Raw genomic sequence first — 19,209 nt, forward strand, 5'->3', positions numbered from 1 at the left:
ATCCTTCGAGACGCGCGCTGATGCGCGCTCCTCAGGATGACGGGATGACGTTTCGCTGTGTTGGCTAGTTCGCCTTCTGCAACGCGGCCGTCTGCTTGGCGAGCTGCTTGTCGAAATCTTGCTCAAGCCCTGTCACATAGGTCACATTCTCGCCGGGCTTGACGAACGGGTTCGGCGCGCCGTCCTTCATCTGCGCGCGCTTGGCCTGCATGCCGTAGACCTCGGGATGCGGCCCGAGCAGCACGTCGACCTTCATCGCCTTGACCTTGGCGTAGGTCGATCGGTAGTCGTCGACGATGCCGGGATAGGTCGGATGGCCGACCAGCCGGTTCAGTGCGACCGTTCCGCTGCAGTAGAACAGCACGTTGCGCTCCTGATCGCCGTCCTTGACCTTCAGCTCCCAGCTCGTGCAGCCAGGGGAGTGGCCCGGCGTCGCATGCGCGGTCAGCGTGGTGTCGCCGAGCGTGACCTTGTCGCCTTCCTTGACCGTGCGGTCCACCTTCACCGGCTGAAAGCTGAGATCGGTGTTGTTTTCGTCGCCCGGATAATATCCGCCCTCGAGCAACGGCTTGTCGCGCTCGCCGGCGATCAGTTGTGCGGCGGTCTCCTTCTTGATCTCGGCAAAGCCGCCGGTGTGGTCGAGATGGGCGTGTGAGTTGAGGATGTATTTGATGTCGGCGACCTTGAAGCCGAGCCTGGCGATGTTGTCCTTGATCATGCCGGTCGACTGCTGCATCGCCGTGTCCATCAGGATCAGGCCCTGCGAAGTCTTGATGATATAGACGGCGATGCCGTCGGTGCCGACATAGTAGATGTTGCCGATCAGCTGGAACGGCTCGAACGGTGCGGTCCACTTCTTCATGACCGTGGCCATGAAGTCCTTGAGCGTCTGCGCCTGTGCACCGGATGTGATCAGCGCCAGCGCGCACAGCGCGGCTGCGAGCGTCCTCATGATTGCCTCCCTGCAGTTCTTATTGTTGTTCGGTGGCGGCACTATGCGGGGTGCCGCCACCGATCGCAAGCGACGCTGTTGCGGATGGCCAATGCGAAAATCAGATGATTTCGTGCAGCAGCGCAAGCAGACGGCTGCATTGCTCGTCGGTTCCGATCGTGATGCGCAGGAAGTCCTCGATCCGCGGCTTCTGGAAATGTCGCACCAGAACTGCCCGCTCCCGCAGCCGGGCCGCGAGGTCCGCACCGCGACGGCCGGGATGGCGCGCAAACACGAAGTTCGCCTGCGACGGCAGCACCTCGAAGCCCAACTCGGAAAGGCCACGGACCAACGCTTCGCGGCTCGCGACGATGCGGGCGCGTGTCGCCTGAAACCAGGCATCGTCCTTGATGGCGGCAGCGGCACCTGCTTGCGCAAGGCAATCCAGCGGATAGGAGTTGAAGCTGTCCTTCACCCGCTCCAGCGCCTCGATCAGCGGGCGCTGGCCAATGGCGAAGCCGACGCGCAGGCCCGCCAGCGCGCGCGACTTGGAGAGGGTCTGGATCACCAGCAGGTTGTCGTGGCGCGCGACCAGCGGCACGGCGCTCTCGGCGCCGAAATCGACATAGGCCTCGTCGACCACCACGAGCTTGTCGGGATGTTCGGTGACGAGCGCCTCGATCGCGGCGCGCGGCAGTGCGATCCCGGTTGGTGCGTTCGGGTTGCACAGCAGGATGGCGCTGCCCGGCCGCCGGTAGTCGGCGAGCCGCACCCGCATCTCGGCATCGAGCGACACCGTCTCGTAGTTGGTCCCGTAGAGGCGGCAATAGACCGGATAGAAGCTGTAGGTGATGTCGGGGAACAGCAGCGGCGCGTCATGCTTCAGCAGGGCCTGGAAGGTATGGGCCAGAACCTCATCCGAGCCGTTGCCGACGAACACCTCCTCGCGTGTGACGCCGTAATGGGCGGCGATCGTCTCGCGCAGGCCCGTCGCGCTCGGATCGGGGTAGAGCCGCAGCCGATCCATGGTGGCGGCGATCGCAGCCAGCGCGTGCGGCGAGGGCGCATAGGGGTTCTCGTTGGTGTTGAGCTTGATGAGGCCATCGATCTTCGGCTGCTCGCCCGGCACGTAGGGCGACAGATTGTGGACGACCGAACTCCAGAAACGACTCATGATCTTCAGAACCCAAATCTGCGAACTTCAGGGATGGACCGCATCACACTAGGGGATGCGAGGCGTCGGTGAAAGCCGGCCTCGGCCGCCGAAAATGACCTCAACGCCGGACCGTTCGCGGGCATGGGCCGCGGCCGGGCCCGCCCCGGTGGCTATAGCCCGCGGCTATGATCATCGTAAAGAATTGTCGATACCTCCCGCCAACCGGCTCTGGCAGTGTCCGGGCAAATATCTGCCCATGAGCCGATTGAGCGACACGGCAGGAACACAGGGAGGTCGGCCGTGAAGCCCCAGAACATGCTCATCTTGATGTGCGACGAGCACAATGCCAGCATGATGGGTTGTGCCGGGCATCCGCTCGCGAAGACGCCGAAACTCGATGCGCTGGCGGCGCGCGGCACCCGGTTCGTGGATGCCTATACCAGCTGCCCGATCTGCGTGCCGGCCCGCGCCAGCTTCGCTACCGGCCGCTATGTCCACGACATCGAATACTGGGACAATTCCATCGCCTATGACGGCCGCGTGCCGAGCTGGGGCCACAGGCTGCAGGCGGCCGGCGTGCGCGTCGAGTCGGTCGGCAAGCTGCATTACAGGCTGGAGGAGGATCCGACCGGTTTCGACAAGCAGCACATCCCGATGCACATCACTGAAGGCGTCGGCATGATCCAGTTGTCGATCCGCAAGCAGTTTCCGGATTTCGTGGCGCCGCCGCGCAAGCGCTCGGCGATCGCGGAGGCCGCCAGCGTCGGCGAGAGCGAATACACCCAATATGACCGCCGCGTCGCCGATATTGCCGCGCAGTGGCTGCGCGACGCCGCCGGCGCGCAGGAGCCGTGGGCGTTGTTCGTCTCGTTCGTGACGCCGCATTATCCGCTGGTGGCGCCGAAAGAATTCTTCGACCTCTATCCCATCGAGCAGATGCCCGATCCGACCTACGGGCCTGACACCGGCTATCAGCCGCATCCCTGGCTGGCGGACCTGCTGGCGGGCGGCGCGCCCAATCCGCAGGACCAGCGCAAGGCGCTGGCGGCCTATCTCGGCCTCGTCAGCTTCATGGATGCGCTGGTCGGCCGCGTGCTTGCCGCGCTCGATGAGGCGGGCCTGCGCGAGTCCACGCGCATCCTCTACACCTCCGACCACGGCGAGAATGCCGGCAAGCGTGGGTTCTGGGGAAAATCCAACCACTACCAGGAAGCGGTCGCGATCCCGATGATCGTTGCCGGCGAGGGTGTGCCCGCGGGCAAGCGGTCGGCGACGCCGGTCTCGCTGGTCGATGCCTATCCGACTGTCCTCGACGCCGTTGGGCTTTCTGCGGATGCGGATGATGTCCCCGGCCACTCGCTGTTCGATCTTGCCAACAAGGACGACGATCGCGAGCGCATGACGTTCAGCGAATATCACGCGGCCGGCTCGCCGTCGGCGTCCTACATGCTGCGCAAGGGCCGGCTCAAATTCATCTATTACGTGCGCTTCGCGCCCGAATTGTTCGATCTGGAAGCCGATCCGGAGGAAAGCACGAACCTCGCCGCACGGCCTGAATATGCCGAGACGGTGAAGCAGCTGGAGGCAGAGCTGCGCGACATCGTCGATCCCGAGAAGGAAGACCGCCGCGCCAATGAGGCGCAGCGTCTCCTGATCGAGAGCAAGGGCGGCCCGGAGCAGGTGATGGCAAACCTTCCGACCAAGAAGCTCTACACGCCGGTCCCGAACGGGCTGATCTCGTGAGCGAGGTCCGGGCGTCGCGTCTCGACCGGCCTGATCCGATTCTTGCCACGTCCGTTGGCCCGCCGCGCTCCGAAGAGGCGACGATCTTCGCCAGGGGCAAGCGAAATCGCTGGGTCCGGATTCTCGGCGTCGCCTTCGTGATGTACCTGCTTGCCTTCGTCGACCGCGTCAATCTGTCGATGGCGGCGCCTTTCGTCAGGGACGATCTCGGTCTGTCGCCCTCGGGGCTTGGCTTCGCCAACGGGCTGTTCTTCTGGGGCTACATCATCCTGCAGATTCCCGCAGGCCGCTTGGCCTCGACCTGGAGCCCGAAGCGGGTCCTGCTTTGCCTGTTGCTGCTGTGGAGCTCGATCTCGCTGACGACGGCGCTGGTGCATACACCGCTTCAACTCGCCATCAACCGCTTCGCGCTCGGTCTGTCCGAAGGAGGTGTACTGACCTGCACGCTGGTGCTGATCAGGAACTGGTTCACGCGGGCGGAGCGCGCGCGGGCCAATGCACTGTTCCTTTTGACCTTCCCGATCGGGCCGATCATCGCAGGCCCGATCTCCGGATTGATCCTGACTTGTTCGCACTGGCGATTGATGTTCGTGATCGAGGCGATCCCGGGCATCCTCTGGTCGATGGTCTGGTGGTGGGCGATCGCGGATCGCCCCGATGACGCGCTCTGGCTGCCGGACAACGAACGCGCGGACCTGATGCGGAAGCTCGCCGCCGACGTGAATGAGGCGACCGAGACTATCTCGGGCCATTGGCTCTCGACGCTCTGGCATCCGAGCGTGCTTCTGCTCGCGGTCTACAATTTCCTCGCATTGATGGCCGAGTGGGGCGTGAACTTCTGGTTCCCGACCGTGCTGAAGGAGACCGGCCTGCCGATCGGGATCGTCGGGCTGTTCGCGTCGGTCCCATCCGTGCTCGGGATCGTCATGATGCTATCGGTCGCTGCGAGTTCGGATCGGCGGCGCGAACGCAAATGGCACATGATCGCGGCGACTGCGCTTGCGGGCGTACCGCTGTTGGCTCTGCAGTTCACGGGCGGTGGCAGCTGGGTCACGGTGATCTGCCTCTCGATCGCGATGGGCGCATTTCTCGGCCGCTTTGGTCCGTTCTGGACCTTGCCCGGCGAAGTGCTACCGGCAAGCGTGGCGGGCGTCGGGATCGGCCTGATCAACGGCTTCGGCAATCTTGGCGGCGCGGTCGGGCCCTATTTCTTCGGCGTGGTGAAGACCCATACCGGCAGTTTCTCGCTGGCCTTGGCGGCCGGGGGCGCGTCGCTGCTGACCAGCGCGTTGATCGCCATGTTGATCAGGACCAGGCAGCCGGCGGCGCGCGGCTAGCCGCGTCTCATCGCGGCCGCTATGGTCGCAGCATGGATTTGCGTCACCTCGAACAGATTGTCGCGATTTGCCGGGCCGGGAGCTTCAGCGGGGCCGCGAAGGAGCTGGGCATCGCCCAGCCGACATTGAGCAAGAGCATCGGCCGCCTCGAGGCCAAGCTCGGAATCCAGCTGTTCGAACGGACCAACAGCAGTGCCCGTCCGACCACCTACGGCCAGTTCGTCGCCGACCAGGCCCAGACCCTCCTGCAGAACGTGACCACGCTCGGCCATGAGCTGGAGCAGATGGCCAAGGGTGAAGCGGGCATGCTCAAGATCGGCGTCGGACCCGCGACGCGTCTGCACCCGCTGCCGAAGGTGCTGCAGAAGGCGGCGCAGGCGTTTCCGCGACTGCAATTCGTCACCCGCTATGCCGGGCCGAACCTGATGATGCGCGCATTGCGCGCCGGCACGTTCGATCTGGTGTTTTGCAATCACCAGCTCGCGACATCAGAGGAGTTCATCCGCGTCAAGGTGTTCGAGGATCGCTACATCGTCGTGGCGCGCCCGGATCATCCGGCGCTGCAGGCTGCGCCGCTATCGGTTGCCGAGCTCGCGCGCCTGTCGCTGGCAAGCGCCGGTATCACGCCGGACTTCCGCGCCTGGCTCGGCGTCCTCGGCGATCAGCAGAGACAGAACCTCGAAGCCTTCCTGTCCGACGATTACGACCTGATCAAGCGGATGGCGCTCGAGACCCGNNNCCCGCCATGTCGCGCGCGGCCCGCGCTTTGTGTTCGCGGGGGAGCTCGAGCGCGGCGATCTGGTCGAGCTCAGGCTGAACTCGGATTTCCAGTACGAATGCTGGATGCTGACCACGAGCGCGAACTGGCGCTCGCCGATCGTCAAGGCGGTTGCGGGATTCGCCAAGGAATAAGGCTGTGGGCGCCACCCTCGGACGAGTAGTTCCCGGCGGCGGCTTGATTGGGTGACAGGCAAGTCAAGTGCTGAATCAGGTGGCGCCCGGCTTGGCGCTTGATCCCCGACGAGAATAGACTTGCCGCCACGGGACGCTTGCAAGATCCCGCCACAATGCGTAGCCGCGCCGCGAACGCCCGCCGAGGGCGGGCGCGAAGCGGCCGGGAGGAAAACGGATGATCTCGGCCCGCTCACATGTCGAGGAAATCGCTGGCGTCGCCATGGGAAAGGGCAGCCTGCGCGATGCGCCGGTGCTGCAATCCTGGCTGCGCTGCCTCAACGATTATCGCCTCGACCCGGCGCAGGCGCAGGAAGCCTATATCGTTCCCGCGACCCAGTTGAAGGAGCATCGTGAGCAGGCGGACGAGCTGATCAGGATCAGCCGCACGGCGGTCGAGGGATTGTTTCATCACGTCGTGGATCAGAACTACGTGCTGCTGCTCTCGGACGCGCGCGGCGTGACCGTCGACTTCATGGGCGATCCGACGTTCGATAACCAGTTGCGGCGCGCCGGCCTCTATCTTGGCTCGGAATGGTCGGAGAACCGCGCAGGCACCTGCGCGGTCGGCGCGTGCATCGTCTCGGGCGATCCGGTCATCATCCATCAGGACGACCATTTCGATACCAGCCACATCAACCTGACCTGCACAGCCGCGCCGATCTTCGATACCTTGGGCGACCTCACGGCCGTACTCGACATCTCGCAATTGCGCTCGCCGACAATCAAGGCGAGCCAGCATTTGGCGCTCCATCTGGTGACCGCCACCACGAGGCGGATCGAGCTTGCCAATCTGATGGCCCGTACGCGCCACGACTGGATCCTGCGGATCTCCCGCTCCCCCGATTTCCTCGACGTCGATCCGGAAGCTGCGCTGACCATCGATGCGAGTGGACGGATTACCGGCCTGACGCATGGTGGCTTTCGCGCCTTCGCGCGCATGCTCGACCTCGACGGCAACGTCACGCGTAGCCTGATCGGCGCGCCGATCTCGCGATTCTTCGACATCGATGTCGATGACTTGCCGCGGTTCAGGCGCGGGCGGTCCGATCGTGAGCGCGTGATCCGGACGCGGTCGGGTGTGCCGCTGTTTGCGGGGGCGATCGCGCCGATCGTGAGCGTCCGGGGCGCGTCCAGCTCAATTCCCCGCATGCCGCAGGCATTGCGCGATCTGAGCTTCGGCGATCCCGCCATGGAAGCCGTTCAGATGCGGGCGTCGAAACTCGCCGGGCGCGACGTCCCGATTCTGATCCAGGGCGAGACCGGTGCGGGGAAGGAGTTTCTCGCGCGCGCGATCCATGAAGCGCGTCCGAATGCCGGACGCTTCGTTGCGGTCAATTGCGCCGCCATTCCGGAGACGCTGATCGAGTCCGAATTGTTCGGCTACACGCCCGGCGCTTTCACCGGCGCGGCGTCGCGCGGCAAGACCGGCCTGATCGAAGCCGCCGATGGCGGCACGCTGTTCCTCGACGAAATCGGCGACATGCCGCTCAGCCTCCAGGCGCGGCTGCTGCGCGTGCTCTCGGAAGGCGAGATCACGCCCGTCGGTGGCCTTCGCCCGAAGCCGGTGCGCTTCCGCCTGATCTCGGCCTCGCATCATCGTCTCGATCTCCTCGTCGCCGACGGGCGCTTCCGTCAGGACCTGTTCTTCCGCCTCAACGCGGCAACGCTGGTGCTGCCGTCGTTGCGCGAGCGGCAGGATCTCGACGGGCTGGTCGATCATCTCCTTGTCCGTATCGGAGCGGATGAAGGTCGCACCATCCGTCTCAACGCCGCCGCCCGCATGGCTCTTCGCAGCCATCGCTGGCCCGGCAATCTGCGCGAGCTGGCCAACGCGCTGCGCGTTGCTTCCGCACTCGCTGAGGGATCCGACATCACGCCGGAGGATCTGCCCGAAGCGGTGCAGACCCCCCGCGCGCCGATGCCGGCCGTGTCCGCAGCGCAGGATCTGGCGGCCGAACTCGCGGCCTGCGGCGGCAATGTTTCGGAGCTCGCGCGCCGGCTCGGCGTCGACAGATCGACTATCCATCGCCGGCTTCGCCGCATCAAGAAGAGCTGAGGGGCTGGGGCAGGTGTGGCGCCACAGCTGTGGCGCCGCCACGGGGTGTGCCACGGCCGTCTCCCGCCAAGCCCTTGATTTTACGAGCCCGGCAAGCATGACACTGGTGGCACGCGGCTTGCGATCTCTTGATCGAACGCGGCGATCGCCGATCGCTGGGTCAATAATCATCAAGAGGAGGAAATTCATGCTGGACACGACAACCAATGCCAAGGCGGAAGTTCTGCTCGGCCGGCTCGGAAAGGCGCTCGAGGATGGCGATATCGACGCGGCCGTCGCGATGTTCGCGACAGACTGCTACTGGCGCGATCTCGTCACCTTCACCTGGAACATCAAGACGGTCGAGGACCACGACGGCGTTCGCGACATGCTCACCCGCTGTCTCGCCACGGCCAAGCCCCGTAACTGGCGGGTCGCCGACGGTGAGACTGCGACCGAAGCTGACGGCATCCTGGAAACCTGGATCTCGTTCGAGACTGACGTCGCGCGCGGATACGGCCTCGTCCGCTTCCGCGACGGGCTGATCTGGACGCTGCTGACCACGATGGCAGAGCTGAAGGGCCATGAGGAGAAATCCGGCTTCTCGCGGCCGCTCGGCGCCAAGCATGGCGTCAATGCCGGCGCCAAGTCCTGGAAGGAGGAGCGGGAGGAGGAGGCCCGCTCGCTCGGGTATACGACGCAGCCTTATGTCGTCGTCATCGGCGGTGGTCAGGGCGGTATCGCGCTCGGCGCGCGGCTGCGTCAGCTCAACGTGCCGACCATCATCGTCGAGAAGAACGATCGCCCGGGCGACAGCTGGCGCAAGCGCTACAAGTCGCTCTGCCTGCACGATCCCGTCTGGTACGACCACCTTCCTTACATCGACTTCCCGAAGAATTGGCCGGTGTTCTCGCCGAAGGACAAGATCGGCGACTGGCTCGAGTTCTACACCAAGGTCATGGAGCTGAACTACTGGACGAAGACGACGGCGAAGCGCGCCTCGTTCGACGATACGACGAAGGAATGGACCGTCGTTGTCGATCGCGACGGTCAGGAGGTCGTGCTGAGGCCGAAGCATCTCGTCTTCGCGACCGGCATGTCCGGCAAGCCGAACGTGCCGAAGTTCAAGGGAATGGACCAGTTCAAGGGCGAGCAGCACCATTCCTCGCAGCATCCGGGGCCGGACGGCTGCAAGGACAAGAAGGTCGTGGTGGTCGGATCGAACAATTCCGCGCACGACATCTGTGCTGCGCTCTATGAGAACGGCATCGATGTTACCATGGTGCAGCGCTCATCGACCCACATCGTCCGTTCGGCGCCGCTGATGGAGATCGGCCTCGGCGATCTCTACTCGGAGCGCGCCGTGAAGGCCGGCGTGACTACGGCGAAGGCCGATCTGATCTTCGCCTCGCTGCCTTACCGGATCCTGCATAAGTTCCAGAAGCCGGTCTACGACAAGATCCGCGAGCTCGACGCCGATTTCTATGCCGCGCTGGAAAAGGTAGGCTTCAAGCTCGACTTCGGCACCGATGATTCCGGTCTGTTCATGAAGTATCTGCGGCGTGGTTCCGGCTACTACATCGATATCGGAGCGTCGCAGCTGATCATCGACGGCAAGATCAAGCTCGTCGGCGGCCAGGTCGATGAGATCACGACGGGCGGCGTCAAGCTCGACAACGGCCGCGAGATCCCGGCCGATGTGATCGTTTATGCGACCGGTTACGGCTCGATGAACGGCTGGGTCGCCGATCTCATCGATCGCGCGACCGCCGACAAGGTCGGCAAGGTCTGGGGGCTCGGCTCCGACACGCCGAAGGATCCCGGACCGTGGGAGGGCGAGCAGCGCAATATGTGGAAGCCGACGCAGCAGGAGGCGATGTGGTTCCACGGTGGCAATCTGCATCAGTCACGCCACTACTCGCACTATCTCGCTCTCCAGCTCAAGGCGCGCATGGAGGGCATCCCGACGCCCGTCTACGAGTTGCAGTCCACGCATCACAAGGGCTGAAACTGATCGACCCGCCTGATCCCGCGGACCAGGCGGGTCGTGCCTTGAGAACGAGTTGCGTCGAGGCGGGATCGGCTATGGTCCGCGCGGCGAACGTTCATGTGGTCTGCGTCCGAACGTCATCATGACTGACCCTTCGAGAGCGCAGCGCGGTAGAGTGCGGCGAAGCGAAGAAAGCGCAGCCAGTACGCATGAATCGAGCGCGCCCGCCTCGAAATTGAGCAATCGTAGTTCCCGGTTTCGTACCGATGCAGAGAATTTCAGCTACATCACCGGCACTATGTGGTCTGGTTCATAAAACTGCAGCGGACTTTCGATTAGATGTTATGCTCAGATTGTCCTGGCATTTCTGATGCCGGCAGCAAGCGTGCCCTATTCATTGTGACTTTTCATTGTGACTTTGAAATTTATTCGGGTGATGACAGTTCGGCCCGGCGGATGAACAGCAGAATTGTGCACCGTTCGGATGCCCTGTGCCGATATTTGGAATGTGAATTGTAGCTGACGAAAAGCGAATTCCTGACTGCAATCCCGGAGCTTGAATCTCCGATCTGTCGAAGCATGTCGAACTGAATTGTGCCGAACGGACGCTCGCGTCTCGCTCGTGCTCAAGTGATTCCTGCAGAATTTTCATATCCATAAGGTGTTCGTGTCATGCGCAAGGACGAGAACCCAGCGGATTTGGACGTTTGCTTCAGTGATATCTGGTCCGCCGCGCAGCATTCGCGCAGCTACTTTCTTCGAATGCTTTTCATAAGGACATGGCGGAGGCTGTCGCGCCCGGCTGCCCCCCGCGAATTCAAGCATGTCCACCCAATCTCACGTGACGCGCACGAAGAGGTTGAGGCGTAGGATGTCGAGCGACCACCTGAACCTGGCGCGGCCGCTCGAGAGCCCGATATCGACTGCGCAAGGCACTAGCCTCGCGCCCGTCCGGCAATGCGAGATCGTCGAGCTCGGCGCATGTGCGCTGTCGGACTTGATCGCCGCGCGCGAAGTGTCCTGCCTCGAGGTCGCGACGGCCTGTCTCGACCGCATCGAGCGCATCAATCCGTCCTGCAATGCGGTTGTCTCGATCCGCGATCGCGACGAGGTCCTGGCGGAAGCGCGCGAGAAGGATGCCATGCTGGCCTGTGGCGTCCGTCAGGGCTGGCTGCACGGCATCCCGCAGGCGATCAAGGATCTGGCCTCCACCAAGGGATTGCGCACGACCCTGGGCTCGCCGCTGCACCGGGATTCGATCCCGTCGCGCGACGCGCTGTTCGTGCAACGGATGAAGCGCTCCGGCGCCGTCCTCGTCGGCAAGACCAACACTGCCGAGTTCGGACTGGGTTCGCAGACCTACAATCCGGTGTTCGGCACCACACTGAACGCCTATGACCGGACCAGGACATCGGGCGGCAGCAGCGGCGGCGCGGCGGTCGCGGTCGCTACCCGCATGGTGCCGGTTGCCGACGGAAGCGACAACGCCGGCTCGATCCGCAATCCGGCCGCCTATAACAACCTGTTTTCGCTTCGGCCGTCGCAGGGGCGGATGCCGCCTGAGGGGCGTGATCCGCATCTCCCGTCGTTCGGCACCGTCGGGCCGATGGCGCGCTCGGTCGAAGATCTCGCGTTGCTGTTTGCCGTGCAGGCTGAAGATGAGCTGTGGTCGCAGCCCGCACAGGAACAGACTTCGGCCTGTTTCCGCGAGCGCCTGCTGCGTGACTGGCAGGGGACGCGCGTCGGCTGGCTCGGCGATCTCCACGGCTATCTGCCGTTCGAAGCCGGCGTGCTCGACCTGTGCCGGCACGCGTTGCGCAGCTTCACAGACATCGGCTGCGACGTCGAACCTGTCAGCATCGACTATCCGTTCGACCAGCTCTGGCGGGACTGGATCGTGCTGCGCGCCTGGCTCACGGGCGGGCCACTGGCTGGCCGCTATGCCGATCCGGCCAAGCGCGCGCTGATGAAGGACGAAGCCTGCTGGGAGGTCGAGCAGGCGATGCGGCTCTCGGCTCTCGATGTCTTCGAGGCGTCCGGCCGGCGCGCCGAATGGTGTCGAACGCTGGATCGGTTGTTCAAGACATACGACTTCCTCGTGCTGCCGACGGCGCAGTGTTTCCCGTTCGATGCAAGGGTGACGTGGCCGAAGGAGGTCGGTGGGCGCAGGATGGACACCTACTACCGCTGGATGGAAGTCGTCATCTACGCGACGCTCGCCGGCTGTCCCGTGATCAACGCGCCGGCCGGATTTTCCCGCGACGGCCTGCCGATGGGGTTGCAGATCCTGGCGCCAGGCCATGGCGATCTTGCCTGTCTCCAATTGGCGCATGCCTACGAGCAGGTAGCGCCGTGGTGTTCGATCCGGCCTTCAGAAGAGATTGTCACGACCGAGGAGCAAACCCATGGGTGCGCTTGCGCTTAGTCATACGGCGTGGCTTGCGGCAGCACTCGCCGCGGCCGGCGCCTGCACCGGAATCCTGGCAGGATTGTTTGGCGTCGGGGGCGGCACTGTCATCGTCCCCGTGCTCTACGAGGTGTTCCAGCTCTACGGCGTTCCTGACGACGTCATGATGCCGCTTTGCGTCGGGACCTCGCTCGCCGTGATCGTGCCGACCTCGATTTCATCCTTCATCGGTCATTACAGGAAGGGCGCGGTGGACGTCGGTGTGCTGAGGGCGTGGGCGATCCCGATCGTCGTCGGCGTGCTCTTCGGCATTGTCGCAGCTTCCGTGGCGAAGCCTGTCGTGTTCAAAAGCGTCTTCATCATCGTCTGCCTGTTCCTTGCGATCAGGCTACTCGCCGGCAAGGATGCGTGGCAGTTGGGCAATGGCCTGCCCGGCACCGCGACCATGACGGGCTATGGCCTCGTCATCGGCTCGTCCGCCTCGCTGATGGGTATTGGCGGCGGGTTGGTGGCAAACGTGGTGCTGTCGCTCTATCGCTTCCCGATCCATGCCGCGATCGCGACGGCTTCGGGCGTCGGCCTGTTCGTCTCGATCCCGAGCACGATCGGCTATGTCGTCGCCGGCTGGAATCATCCGGACCTGCCGCCGTGGTCGCTCGGCTTCGTGTCGGTGATCGGATTTGCGCTGCTGACGCCGCTCAGCCTGCTCACCGTGCGCTACGGCGTAGCGCTCGCGCATCAAATGCCGAAGCGCCAGATGGAAGTCGCGCTGTCGCTGTACCTGATCCTGATCAGCCTTCGCTTCGTGGCTTCGCTCTGAAGCCCACGCCGCAAAGGCCGCTCATGCGCGCGGGAAAAACCGCGCGCCGGTCAGGCTACCAGCTCGCCGTGCCTTTCATGGTCGGCTGTCCTTCCGCGTTCGCGGTCCACAGCTCGAGGCTGCCGTCCTTCTCGCTGGCATTGATCGAGAACTCGCTGCCCTCGAACAACGGCTGCACGCCGCGATACACGAGCTTCTTCGGCGGCTTGCCGCCACGCAGCTTGGCCGCGAACTCGACGATGAAGGAGGCCTGCAGCGGGCCGTGGAAGATCAGGCCTGGATAGCCCTCGACCTTGGTGACGTAGTCGCGATCGTAATGGATGCGGTGGCCGTTGAAGGTCAGTGCCGAGTAGCGGAACAGCAGCACCGGATCGGAGACGTGGCTCTCGCGATGCTGTGCGACCGGGGGAGGCGGCGGCGCCTTGGCGGGAGCAGATCCTTGTGTGCTCGTCATCTCGCGATAGACGATGTCCTGCCGCTCGCGGATCGCCAGCCCGCGCGATGTCGTGACTTCATGATTGACCGAGACGAAGCAGAGCGTGCCGGTCGAGCCCGACTTCACCGTCACGTCTGATATGCGCGACGTCCGCTTCGGCTCGTCGCCGACGCGCAAGCTATCGAAGAATTCGAGCTCGCCGCCGGCCCACATCCGGCGCGGCAGCGGCACCGGCGGCAGGAAGCCGCCGCGGGTCGGGTGGCCGTCCGGCCCGAGCTGCGACATCGGGAACACCGGCTGGCCCAGACACCAATGCGTGGTCCACGGCGCGGCATCGCCTGTCTTGGGTTCGCCGATCTCCTGGAACAGCGTCGCGCGCAGGCCCATCACCAGATGCGCGGTGACGACATCAGTTGCTTCCGCGCTGCGGCCGATCCACTGGCGGAGATGATCGAGATCGAGTTTGTCGCTCATGATTGTCTTGCCCGGGCAGGTGGTTTGTCAGGAACGTTTGGTGCGCTCGCCGATCGCAGGCACCCTGCCGTAGTGCCTGTCTTCGCCGACGACGATCGCGGCCGGCGCCGGATAGCTGACCTTGCCGTTCGGCGTGTCGACCTCGATGCGGCGGAGATGCGGGTGGGTGGCGAGGTCGGTCATGCTGTTGACCTCGGCAAAGGCGATGTCGGCCGCCGCGAGCTTCGCCAGCAATTCCTCGCGCGCGAGCTTGCCGAAGCTGTCGCCGACGATCTGGTCGGTAGCCGCGCGGTTGCGCACGCGCTCGACCATGTTGGCAAAGCGCGGATCATCGGGCAGAGCAGGCTGGCCGAGCACCTCGGCGCACAGCTTCTTCCATTCGCGCTCGCTCTGGATCGAAATCAGGATCTCCTTGCCGTCCTTGGAGCGGAACACGCCATAGGGCGCGATCGAGGGATGGGCGAGGCCGATGCGCTTCGGCGGCTTGCCGTCCTCGGCGTTGAGCAGCGGCACGGTGAGCCAGTCGGCCATCACGTCGAACATCGAGATGCGGATGTCGGCGCCTTGCCCGGTGCGGTCGCGCCCGATCAGCGCCTCGAGGATCGAGGCATGCGCGGTGGCGCCGGTGGCGACGTCGACGATCGACATGCCGACACGCGAGGCGCCTTCCGGCCCGCCGGTGATCGAGGCGAGGCCGCTCTCGGCCTGGATCAGCAAATCATAGGCCTTGCGGTCGGCATAGGGGCCGGTGTCGCCATAGCCTGATATCGTGCACATGATCAGCTTCGGATAATCCTTGCGCAGCCGCTCGCGCGAGAAGCCTAGCTTGTCCATCGAGCCCGGCTTGAGGTTCTGCAGCAGCACGTCGGCGCCGGCGATGAGTTCCTCCAGCGACGCGCGGCCATCCTTGGTGGCGAGATCGATCACCATCGAATCCTTGCCGCGGTTGAGCCAGACGAAATAGCTGCTCTGGCCCTTGGCGGCCGCGTCGTAGCCGCGCGCGAAATCGCCCTCGGGACGCTCCACCTTGATGACATGGGCGCCGGCATCGGCCAGGCGCGATGAGCAGAACGGCGCAGCAACCGCCTGTTCGACGGCGATGACGGTCAGTCCTTCCAACGGGAGCATGATCGAGAACTCAGTAGGAGCGGGGCATGCCGAGCACGTGCTCGGCCACATAGGAGAGGATCAGATTGGTCGAGATCGGCGCCACCTGATAGAGGCGCGTCTCGCGGAACTTGCGCTCGACGTCGTACTCTTCGGCGAAGCCGAAACCGCCATGGGTCTGCACGCAGGCATTGGCCGCTTCCCACGAGGCATCAGCCGCCAGCATCTTGGCCATGTTGGCCTCGGCGCCGCAGTCGAGCCCGGCTTCGTATTTGCGGGTCGCTTCCTTCACCATCAGCTCGGCTGCGCGCATCGCGGCATAGGCCTTGGCGATCGGGAACTGGATGCCTTGATTCTGGCCGATCGGCCGGCCGAACACGCTGCGCTCCTTGGCGTAGTTGGTCGCCTTGGCGATGAACCATTTGGCGTCGCCGATGCATTCGGCCGCGATCAGGATGCGCTCGGCATTCATGCCGGAGAGGATGTAGCGGAAGCCCTTGCCTTCCTCGCCGATCAAATTCTCCGCCGGCACCTTCATGTCGGTGAAGAACACCTCTGTCGTGGCGTGGTTCATCATGGTGCGGATGGGGCGGATCTCCAGACCCTTGCCCTTCACCTCGCGCATGTCGACGATGAACACCGAGAGCCCATCGGTGCGCTTCTTGGATTGCTCCTTCGGAGTGGTGCGCGCGAGCAGGATCATCAGGTCGGAATATTCGGCGCGGCTGGTCCAGATCTTCTGGCCGTTGACGACGTAATGATCGCCCTCGCGGCGCGCGAAGGTCTTCAGCGACGAGGTGTCGGTGCCGCTGGTCGGCTCGGTGACGCCGAACGCCTGCAGCCGCAACTCGCCGGTCGCGACCTTCGGCAGGTACTTCGCCTTCTGCGCGTCGTTGCCGTGCCGGAGCACGGTGCCCATCGTGTACATCTGGGCATGGCAGCCGCCGCCGTTGCACCCCGCCCGCTGGATCTCTTCCAGAATCGCCGCCGCTGCCGACAGCTTCAGGCCCGCGCCGCCATATTCCTCCGGGATCAGCACCGAGAGATAGCCGGCTTCCGTCAGCGCATCGACGAATTCCTTCGGATAGGCCATCTGGCGGTCGAGCTTGCGCCAGTATTCGCCGGGAAACTGCGCGCAGAGTTTTGCGACGGCGTCGCGGATGTCGGAATGGTCGTCGGTGTGTTGATCGTGTGCGGTCATTGTTTTGTCTTGCCGAGAGGTTGCGCCAGAGCCTTTTCGAGCGAAGCGGACACCGGTTCGCGTGACGAAAATGCTTCAAAGCAAAATTGCGGGCGAAGTGCCCGCTGTTGTGGGGCCCCGGTAAACTCCCTATGCTGTTTTGTTATAGCGTATGAACCTGCCTTCCAGGATTGGCAAGTATGGATTTCCGCCAGCTTAGGACCTTTGCGTGCGTAGCGGAACTCGGGAGCCTGAGCAAAGCATCCGATACCTTGCGGGTCGCGCAGCCGGCGCTGAGCCGCCAGATCAAGCTGTTGGAACATGAACTGCGCACCGAATTGTTCACGCGCAACGGCCGCGGCATGGTGCTGACCGATGCCGGCCGGCTGCTGCTCGCGCGCACCGGCGGTATCGTGAGGCAGATCGACCAGATCCGCGATGACATCCAGTCCGCCGGCGGTGCGCCGTCCGGCCGCGTCGTGCTCGGGCTGGTGCCGACGGTGAGCTGTGTGATCTCGGCGCGGCTGGCGCGGCGCACGGTGGAACGCTATCCCGGGATCTCGCTCTGCATCGTCGAGAGCTACAGCGGCCATCTGATCGAGTGGCTGCACCGCGGCGAGATGGACCTTGCCGTGATCTACGGCCCGTCGGTCGATCTGCATCTGGCGGTGCAGAGCCTCGGCCGCGATAGCATCGTCGCGGTCGGGCCGCGCGGCAGCGGATTGAAGCAGAAGAAGCAGGTCGATCTCGGCTGGCTGATGCGCCAGCGGCTGGTGTTGCCCAGTCATTCGCACGGGCTCCGCGCACTGATCGAGCATGCCGCCGCGAAGAAGAAGGTCAATCTCGACGTCAAGCTCGAGGCGGATTCGTTCCGCGTGCTGACGAGCCTGGTCGAGGAAGGGCTCGGATACACGCTGTTGCCGCCGTCCTCGGTGCTGGGCGAGGTCGCCGATGGAAGGCTCGAGACCGCGCCGATCGCGCGGCCCGCGCCGCGGCGCGAGCTGACGCTGGCCTCGCCGGTTGAGCATCCCGGCTCCAACGCGATCACGCTGATCGCAAAGCTGTTGCGCGACGAGGTCGCCGCATGCCGCGCCGAAGGGCTTTGGGATATCCAGCTCACTTGAGCGCGTCTCCTCACAGGGAATCCAGCCCTATGCGGCTGAGTGCTAACGTGCGTCGCTCTATCCCCGTCATTGCGAGCGAAGCGAAGCAATCCATTCGCACCGCCTATGCAGAGCGATGGATTGCTTCGTCGCTTCAGCGCAAAATTGCTTGCAATTTTGTCGCGAGCTCCTCGCAATGACGGAGCTACATACATTCTACGCTCTCAGGTCACCGCGAAACCGAGATGGCCGCGGAAGCGGTTCTTGAGATAGGCGCCGTCGCGCGGCGGCAGTGCGCGTTCGAGCTCGCCGGTCGCGATCCTGATCCGTGCCAGCCGCGGACCGCCCTTGAGATCACGCAGGCTCGCGCGGAAGCTTTCGATCCCGGCGATGTCGGCGATATCGGCGACATCATCGATCCCCGCACCACGCGCGATTACGTCGAGCTTCGCGCCGAGGCCGGAATGGCTGAGCTGCATTCCCGTCTCGCCATATTGGCCGTTGTCGAGCACGGCGATCGAGAGATTGGCGGGCTGTTTGGTGGCGACCGTGAGCAGGCTGCCGATCCCCATCAGCTGCTCGCCGTCACCGGTGACGACGAGCACCGGCCGCTTCGGCTGCGCCAGGGCGAGCCCGAGGCCGATCATCGCGGCGCCGCCCATCGCGCCCCAGAGATAGAAATTGCCGGGATGTTCGCCGGCGTCGAATACGTCGTAGGTCGAGGAGCCGAGCCCGGAGACGACGAGCAGATCGCCGCGGTCGGCGAGCAGGGTCTTGACGGCGGCGCGGCGATCGAGGGTACCGACAGGGACTGACATCAATGAGTCTCCGTCGTCCACTTCTTGCGGCCGATCATCCGCTGCGAGATCAGCACCGCGACCTGCTGGTCGCCATCATAGGCAAGCGAGGCGGCGGCCGAGATCACCTCCTCGGCGTCGTCAGGGTTGTCCAGCCGCAGCACGGTGGCGCCCATCGCCTCGAGTGTTGTCGGCGTCGCCTTGCCCATCGGGATCTGCCAGGGATTGAACTCGGCCCATTCGCCGCGCATCGTCACCAGCGTGAGCAGCGGGAAGCGGCAGCTCGTCATCAGTGACAGCATGTTGATGCAGTTGCCGACGCCGCTCGATTGCATCAAGAGCACCGCGCGCTCGCCGCCGAGCCAGGCGCCGGCGGAAAGGGCCACGCCTTCTTCCTCGGTGGTCAGCACTGTGGTCTTGATGCTGGCATCCGCGTGCGACAGCTTGATCAGCCTGGAATGTCCGGCGTCGGGGACGTAGGACAGTTGGGCGACGCCGAAATCCTTCAGCGTCCGGTAGATTGCAACCGGCCAGTCCCGGCCGGTCGCATTGTCCTGGTGAGCGGCAATCTGGTCCATCATGGCCTCAGGTATGGGCGGGCGGTGGCGCCTCGACACACCGAAGGCTTAGGGCAAGCGGAGGCCTTATTCCCTTCGCATCTGGCTCGCGCAGCTATGCCGGAATTTTATAGGGTATATGGCTCGAACGGCGACCTCGATCCGGCCTCGGCCGGCATGGA

General features: G+C 64.4%; 15 protein-coding genes. 8 read left to right on the plus strand and 7 right to left on the minus strand.

The window, feature by feature from the left end; genetic code table 11:
- Positions 1-64: 64 nt before the first annotated feature.
- Entirely contained in the window at positions 65-952 is an 888-nt protein-coding gene (gene blaBJP / locus AS156_RS23820; protein ID WP_066509281.1) for a BJP family subclass B3 metallo-beta-lactamase, read from the minus strand.
- 100 nt (positions 953-1,052) lie between these two features.
- Positions 1,053-2,105 carry a histidinol-phosphate transaminase gene (gene hisC, locus AS156_RS23825; protein WP_066509283.1) on the minus strand — a complete coding sequence of 351 codons (1,053 nt, stop codon included), beginning with the start codon at positions 2,103-2,105 and terminating at the stop codon, positions 1,053-1,055.
- Between the two features lie 282 nt (positions 2,106-2,387).
- Here hisC and AS156_RS23830 point away from each other — a divergent pair, with 282 nt between their 5' ends.
- The 7 genes from AS156_RS23830 to AS156_RS23865 all read left to right on the plus strand — a co-directional run bounded on the left by AS156_RS23830 (position 2,388) and on the right by AS156_RS23865 (position 13,373).
- Positions 2,388-3,830 (plus strand): sulfatase-like hydrolase/transferase, encoded by a 1,443-nt coding sequence (locus AS156_RS23830; protein WP_136626398.1) that lies wholly within the window; start codon positions 2,388-2,390, stop codon positions 3,828-3,830.
- A complete protein-coding gene (locus AS156_RS23835; RefSeq protein WP_066509286.1) occupies positions 3,827-5,167 on the plus strand; it encodes an MFS transporter in 1,341 nt (446 codons plus the stop codon). The genes AS156_RS23830 and AS156_RS23835 overlap by 4 nt, the downstream gene beginning before the upstream one ends.
- A 32-nt stretch (positions 5,168-5,199) precedes the next feature.
- The coding region (locus AS156_RS23840; protein ID WP_210184218.1) for a LysR family transcriptional regulator at positions 5,200-5,903 on the plus strand (704 nt) is incomplete at its 3' end.
- 393 nt (positions 5,904-6,296) lie between these two features.
- A complete protein-coding gene (locus tag AS156_RS23845; protein WP_066509292.1) occupies positions 6,297-8,177 on the plus strand; it encodes a sigma-54-dependent Fis family transcriptional regulator in 1,881 nt (626 codons plus the stop codon).
- Positions 8,178-8,364: 187 nt separating this feature from the next.
- Positions 8,365-10,164: an NAD(P)/FAD-dependent oxidoreductase gene (locus AS156_RS23850; RefSeq protein WP_066509294.1), complete on the plus strand. Its 1,800-nt coding sequence runs from the start codon at positions 8,365-8,367 to the stop codon at positions 10,162-10,164.
- 853 nt (positions 10,165-11,017) lie between these two features.
- Positions 11,018-12,571, plus strand: a complete 1,554-nt coding sequence (locus AS156_RS23860; RefSeq protein WP_082747696.1) for an amidase — start codon at positions 11,018-11,020, stop codon at positions 12,569-12,571.
- Positions 12,552-13,373, plus strand: a complete 822-nt coding sequence (locus tag AS156_RS23865) for a sulfite exporter TauE/SafE family protein (RefSeq protein WP_066509298.1) — start codon at positions 12,552-12,554, stop codon at positions 13,371-13,373. The genes AS156_RS23860 and AS156_RS23865 overlap by 20 nt, the downstream gene beginning before the upstream one ends.
- Before the next feature lie 55 nt (positions 13,374-13,428).
- Here AS156_RS23865 and AS156_RS23870 read toward each other — a convergent pair whose 3' ends face one another.
- From AS156_RS23870 to AS156_RS23880, 3 genes are read right to left on the minus strand one after another with little or no spacing between them, the layout of a single operon-like run.
- A complete protein-coding gene (locus AS156_RS23870) occupies positions 13,429-14,283 on the minus strand; it encodes an HTD2 family dehydratase (RefSeq protein ID WP_066509301.1) in 855 nt (284 codons plus the stop codon).
- 27 nt (positions 14,284-14,310) lie between these two features.
- A complete protein-coding gene (locus AS156_RS23875; RefSeq protein ID WP_066509303.1) occupies positions 14,311-15,411 on the minus strand; it encodes a CaiB/BaiF CoA transferase family protein in 1,101 nt (366 codons plus the stop codon).
- 10 nt (positions 15,412-15,421) lie between these two features.
- Positions 15,422-16,591 carry an acyl-CoA dehydrogenase family protein gene (locus tag AS156_RS23880; protein WP_066509310.1) on the minus strand — a complete coding sequence of 390 codons (1,170 nt, stop codon included), beginning with the start codon at positions 16,589-16,591 and terminating at the stop codon, positions 15,422-15,424.
- 179 nt (positions 16,592-16,770) lie between these two features.
- Here AS156_RS23880 and AS156_RS23885 point away from each other — a divergent pair, with 179 nt between their 5' ends.
- Positions 16,771-17,694 carry a LysR family transcriptional regulator gene (locus AS156_RS23885; RefSeq protein ID WP_066509311.1) on the plus strand — a complete coding sequence of 308 codons (924 nt, stop codon included), beginning with the start codon at positions 16,771-16,773 and terminating at the stop codon, positions 17,692-17,694.
- A 203-nt stretch (positions 17,695-17,897) separates the two neighbouring features.
- Here the strand turns inward: AS156_RS23885 and AS156_RS23890 are convergent, their stop codons facing one another.
- Positions 17,898-18,491 (minus strand): thiamine pyrophosphate-dependent enzyme, encoded by a 594-nt coding sequence (locus AS156_RS23890; protein WP_066509313.1) that lies wholly within the window; start codon positions 18,489-18,491, stop codon positions 17,898-17,900.
- Positions 18,491-19,051 carry a thiamine pyrophosphate-binding protein gene (locus AS156_RS23895; RefSeq protein ID WP_136626399.1) on the minus strand — a complete coding sequence of 187 codons (561 nt, stop codon included), beginning with the start codon at positions 19,049-19,051 and terminating at the stop codon, positions 18,491-18,493. Before AS156_RS23895 ends, AS156_RS23890 begins: the two co-directional genes overlap by 1 nt.
- Between the last annotated feature and the right edge of the window lie 158 nt (positions 19,052-19,209).

Origin of the sequence: Bradyrhizobium macuxiense (genome assembly GCF_001542415.1) — a bacterium.
Classification (GTDB): Bacteria; Pseudomonadota; Alphaproteobacteria; order Rhizobiales; family Xanthobacteraceae; genus Bradyrhizobium; species Bradyrhizobium macuxiense.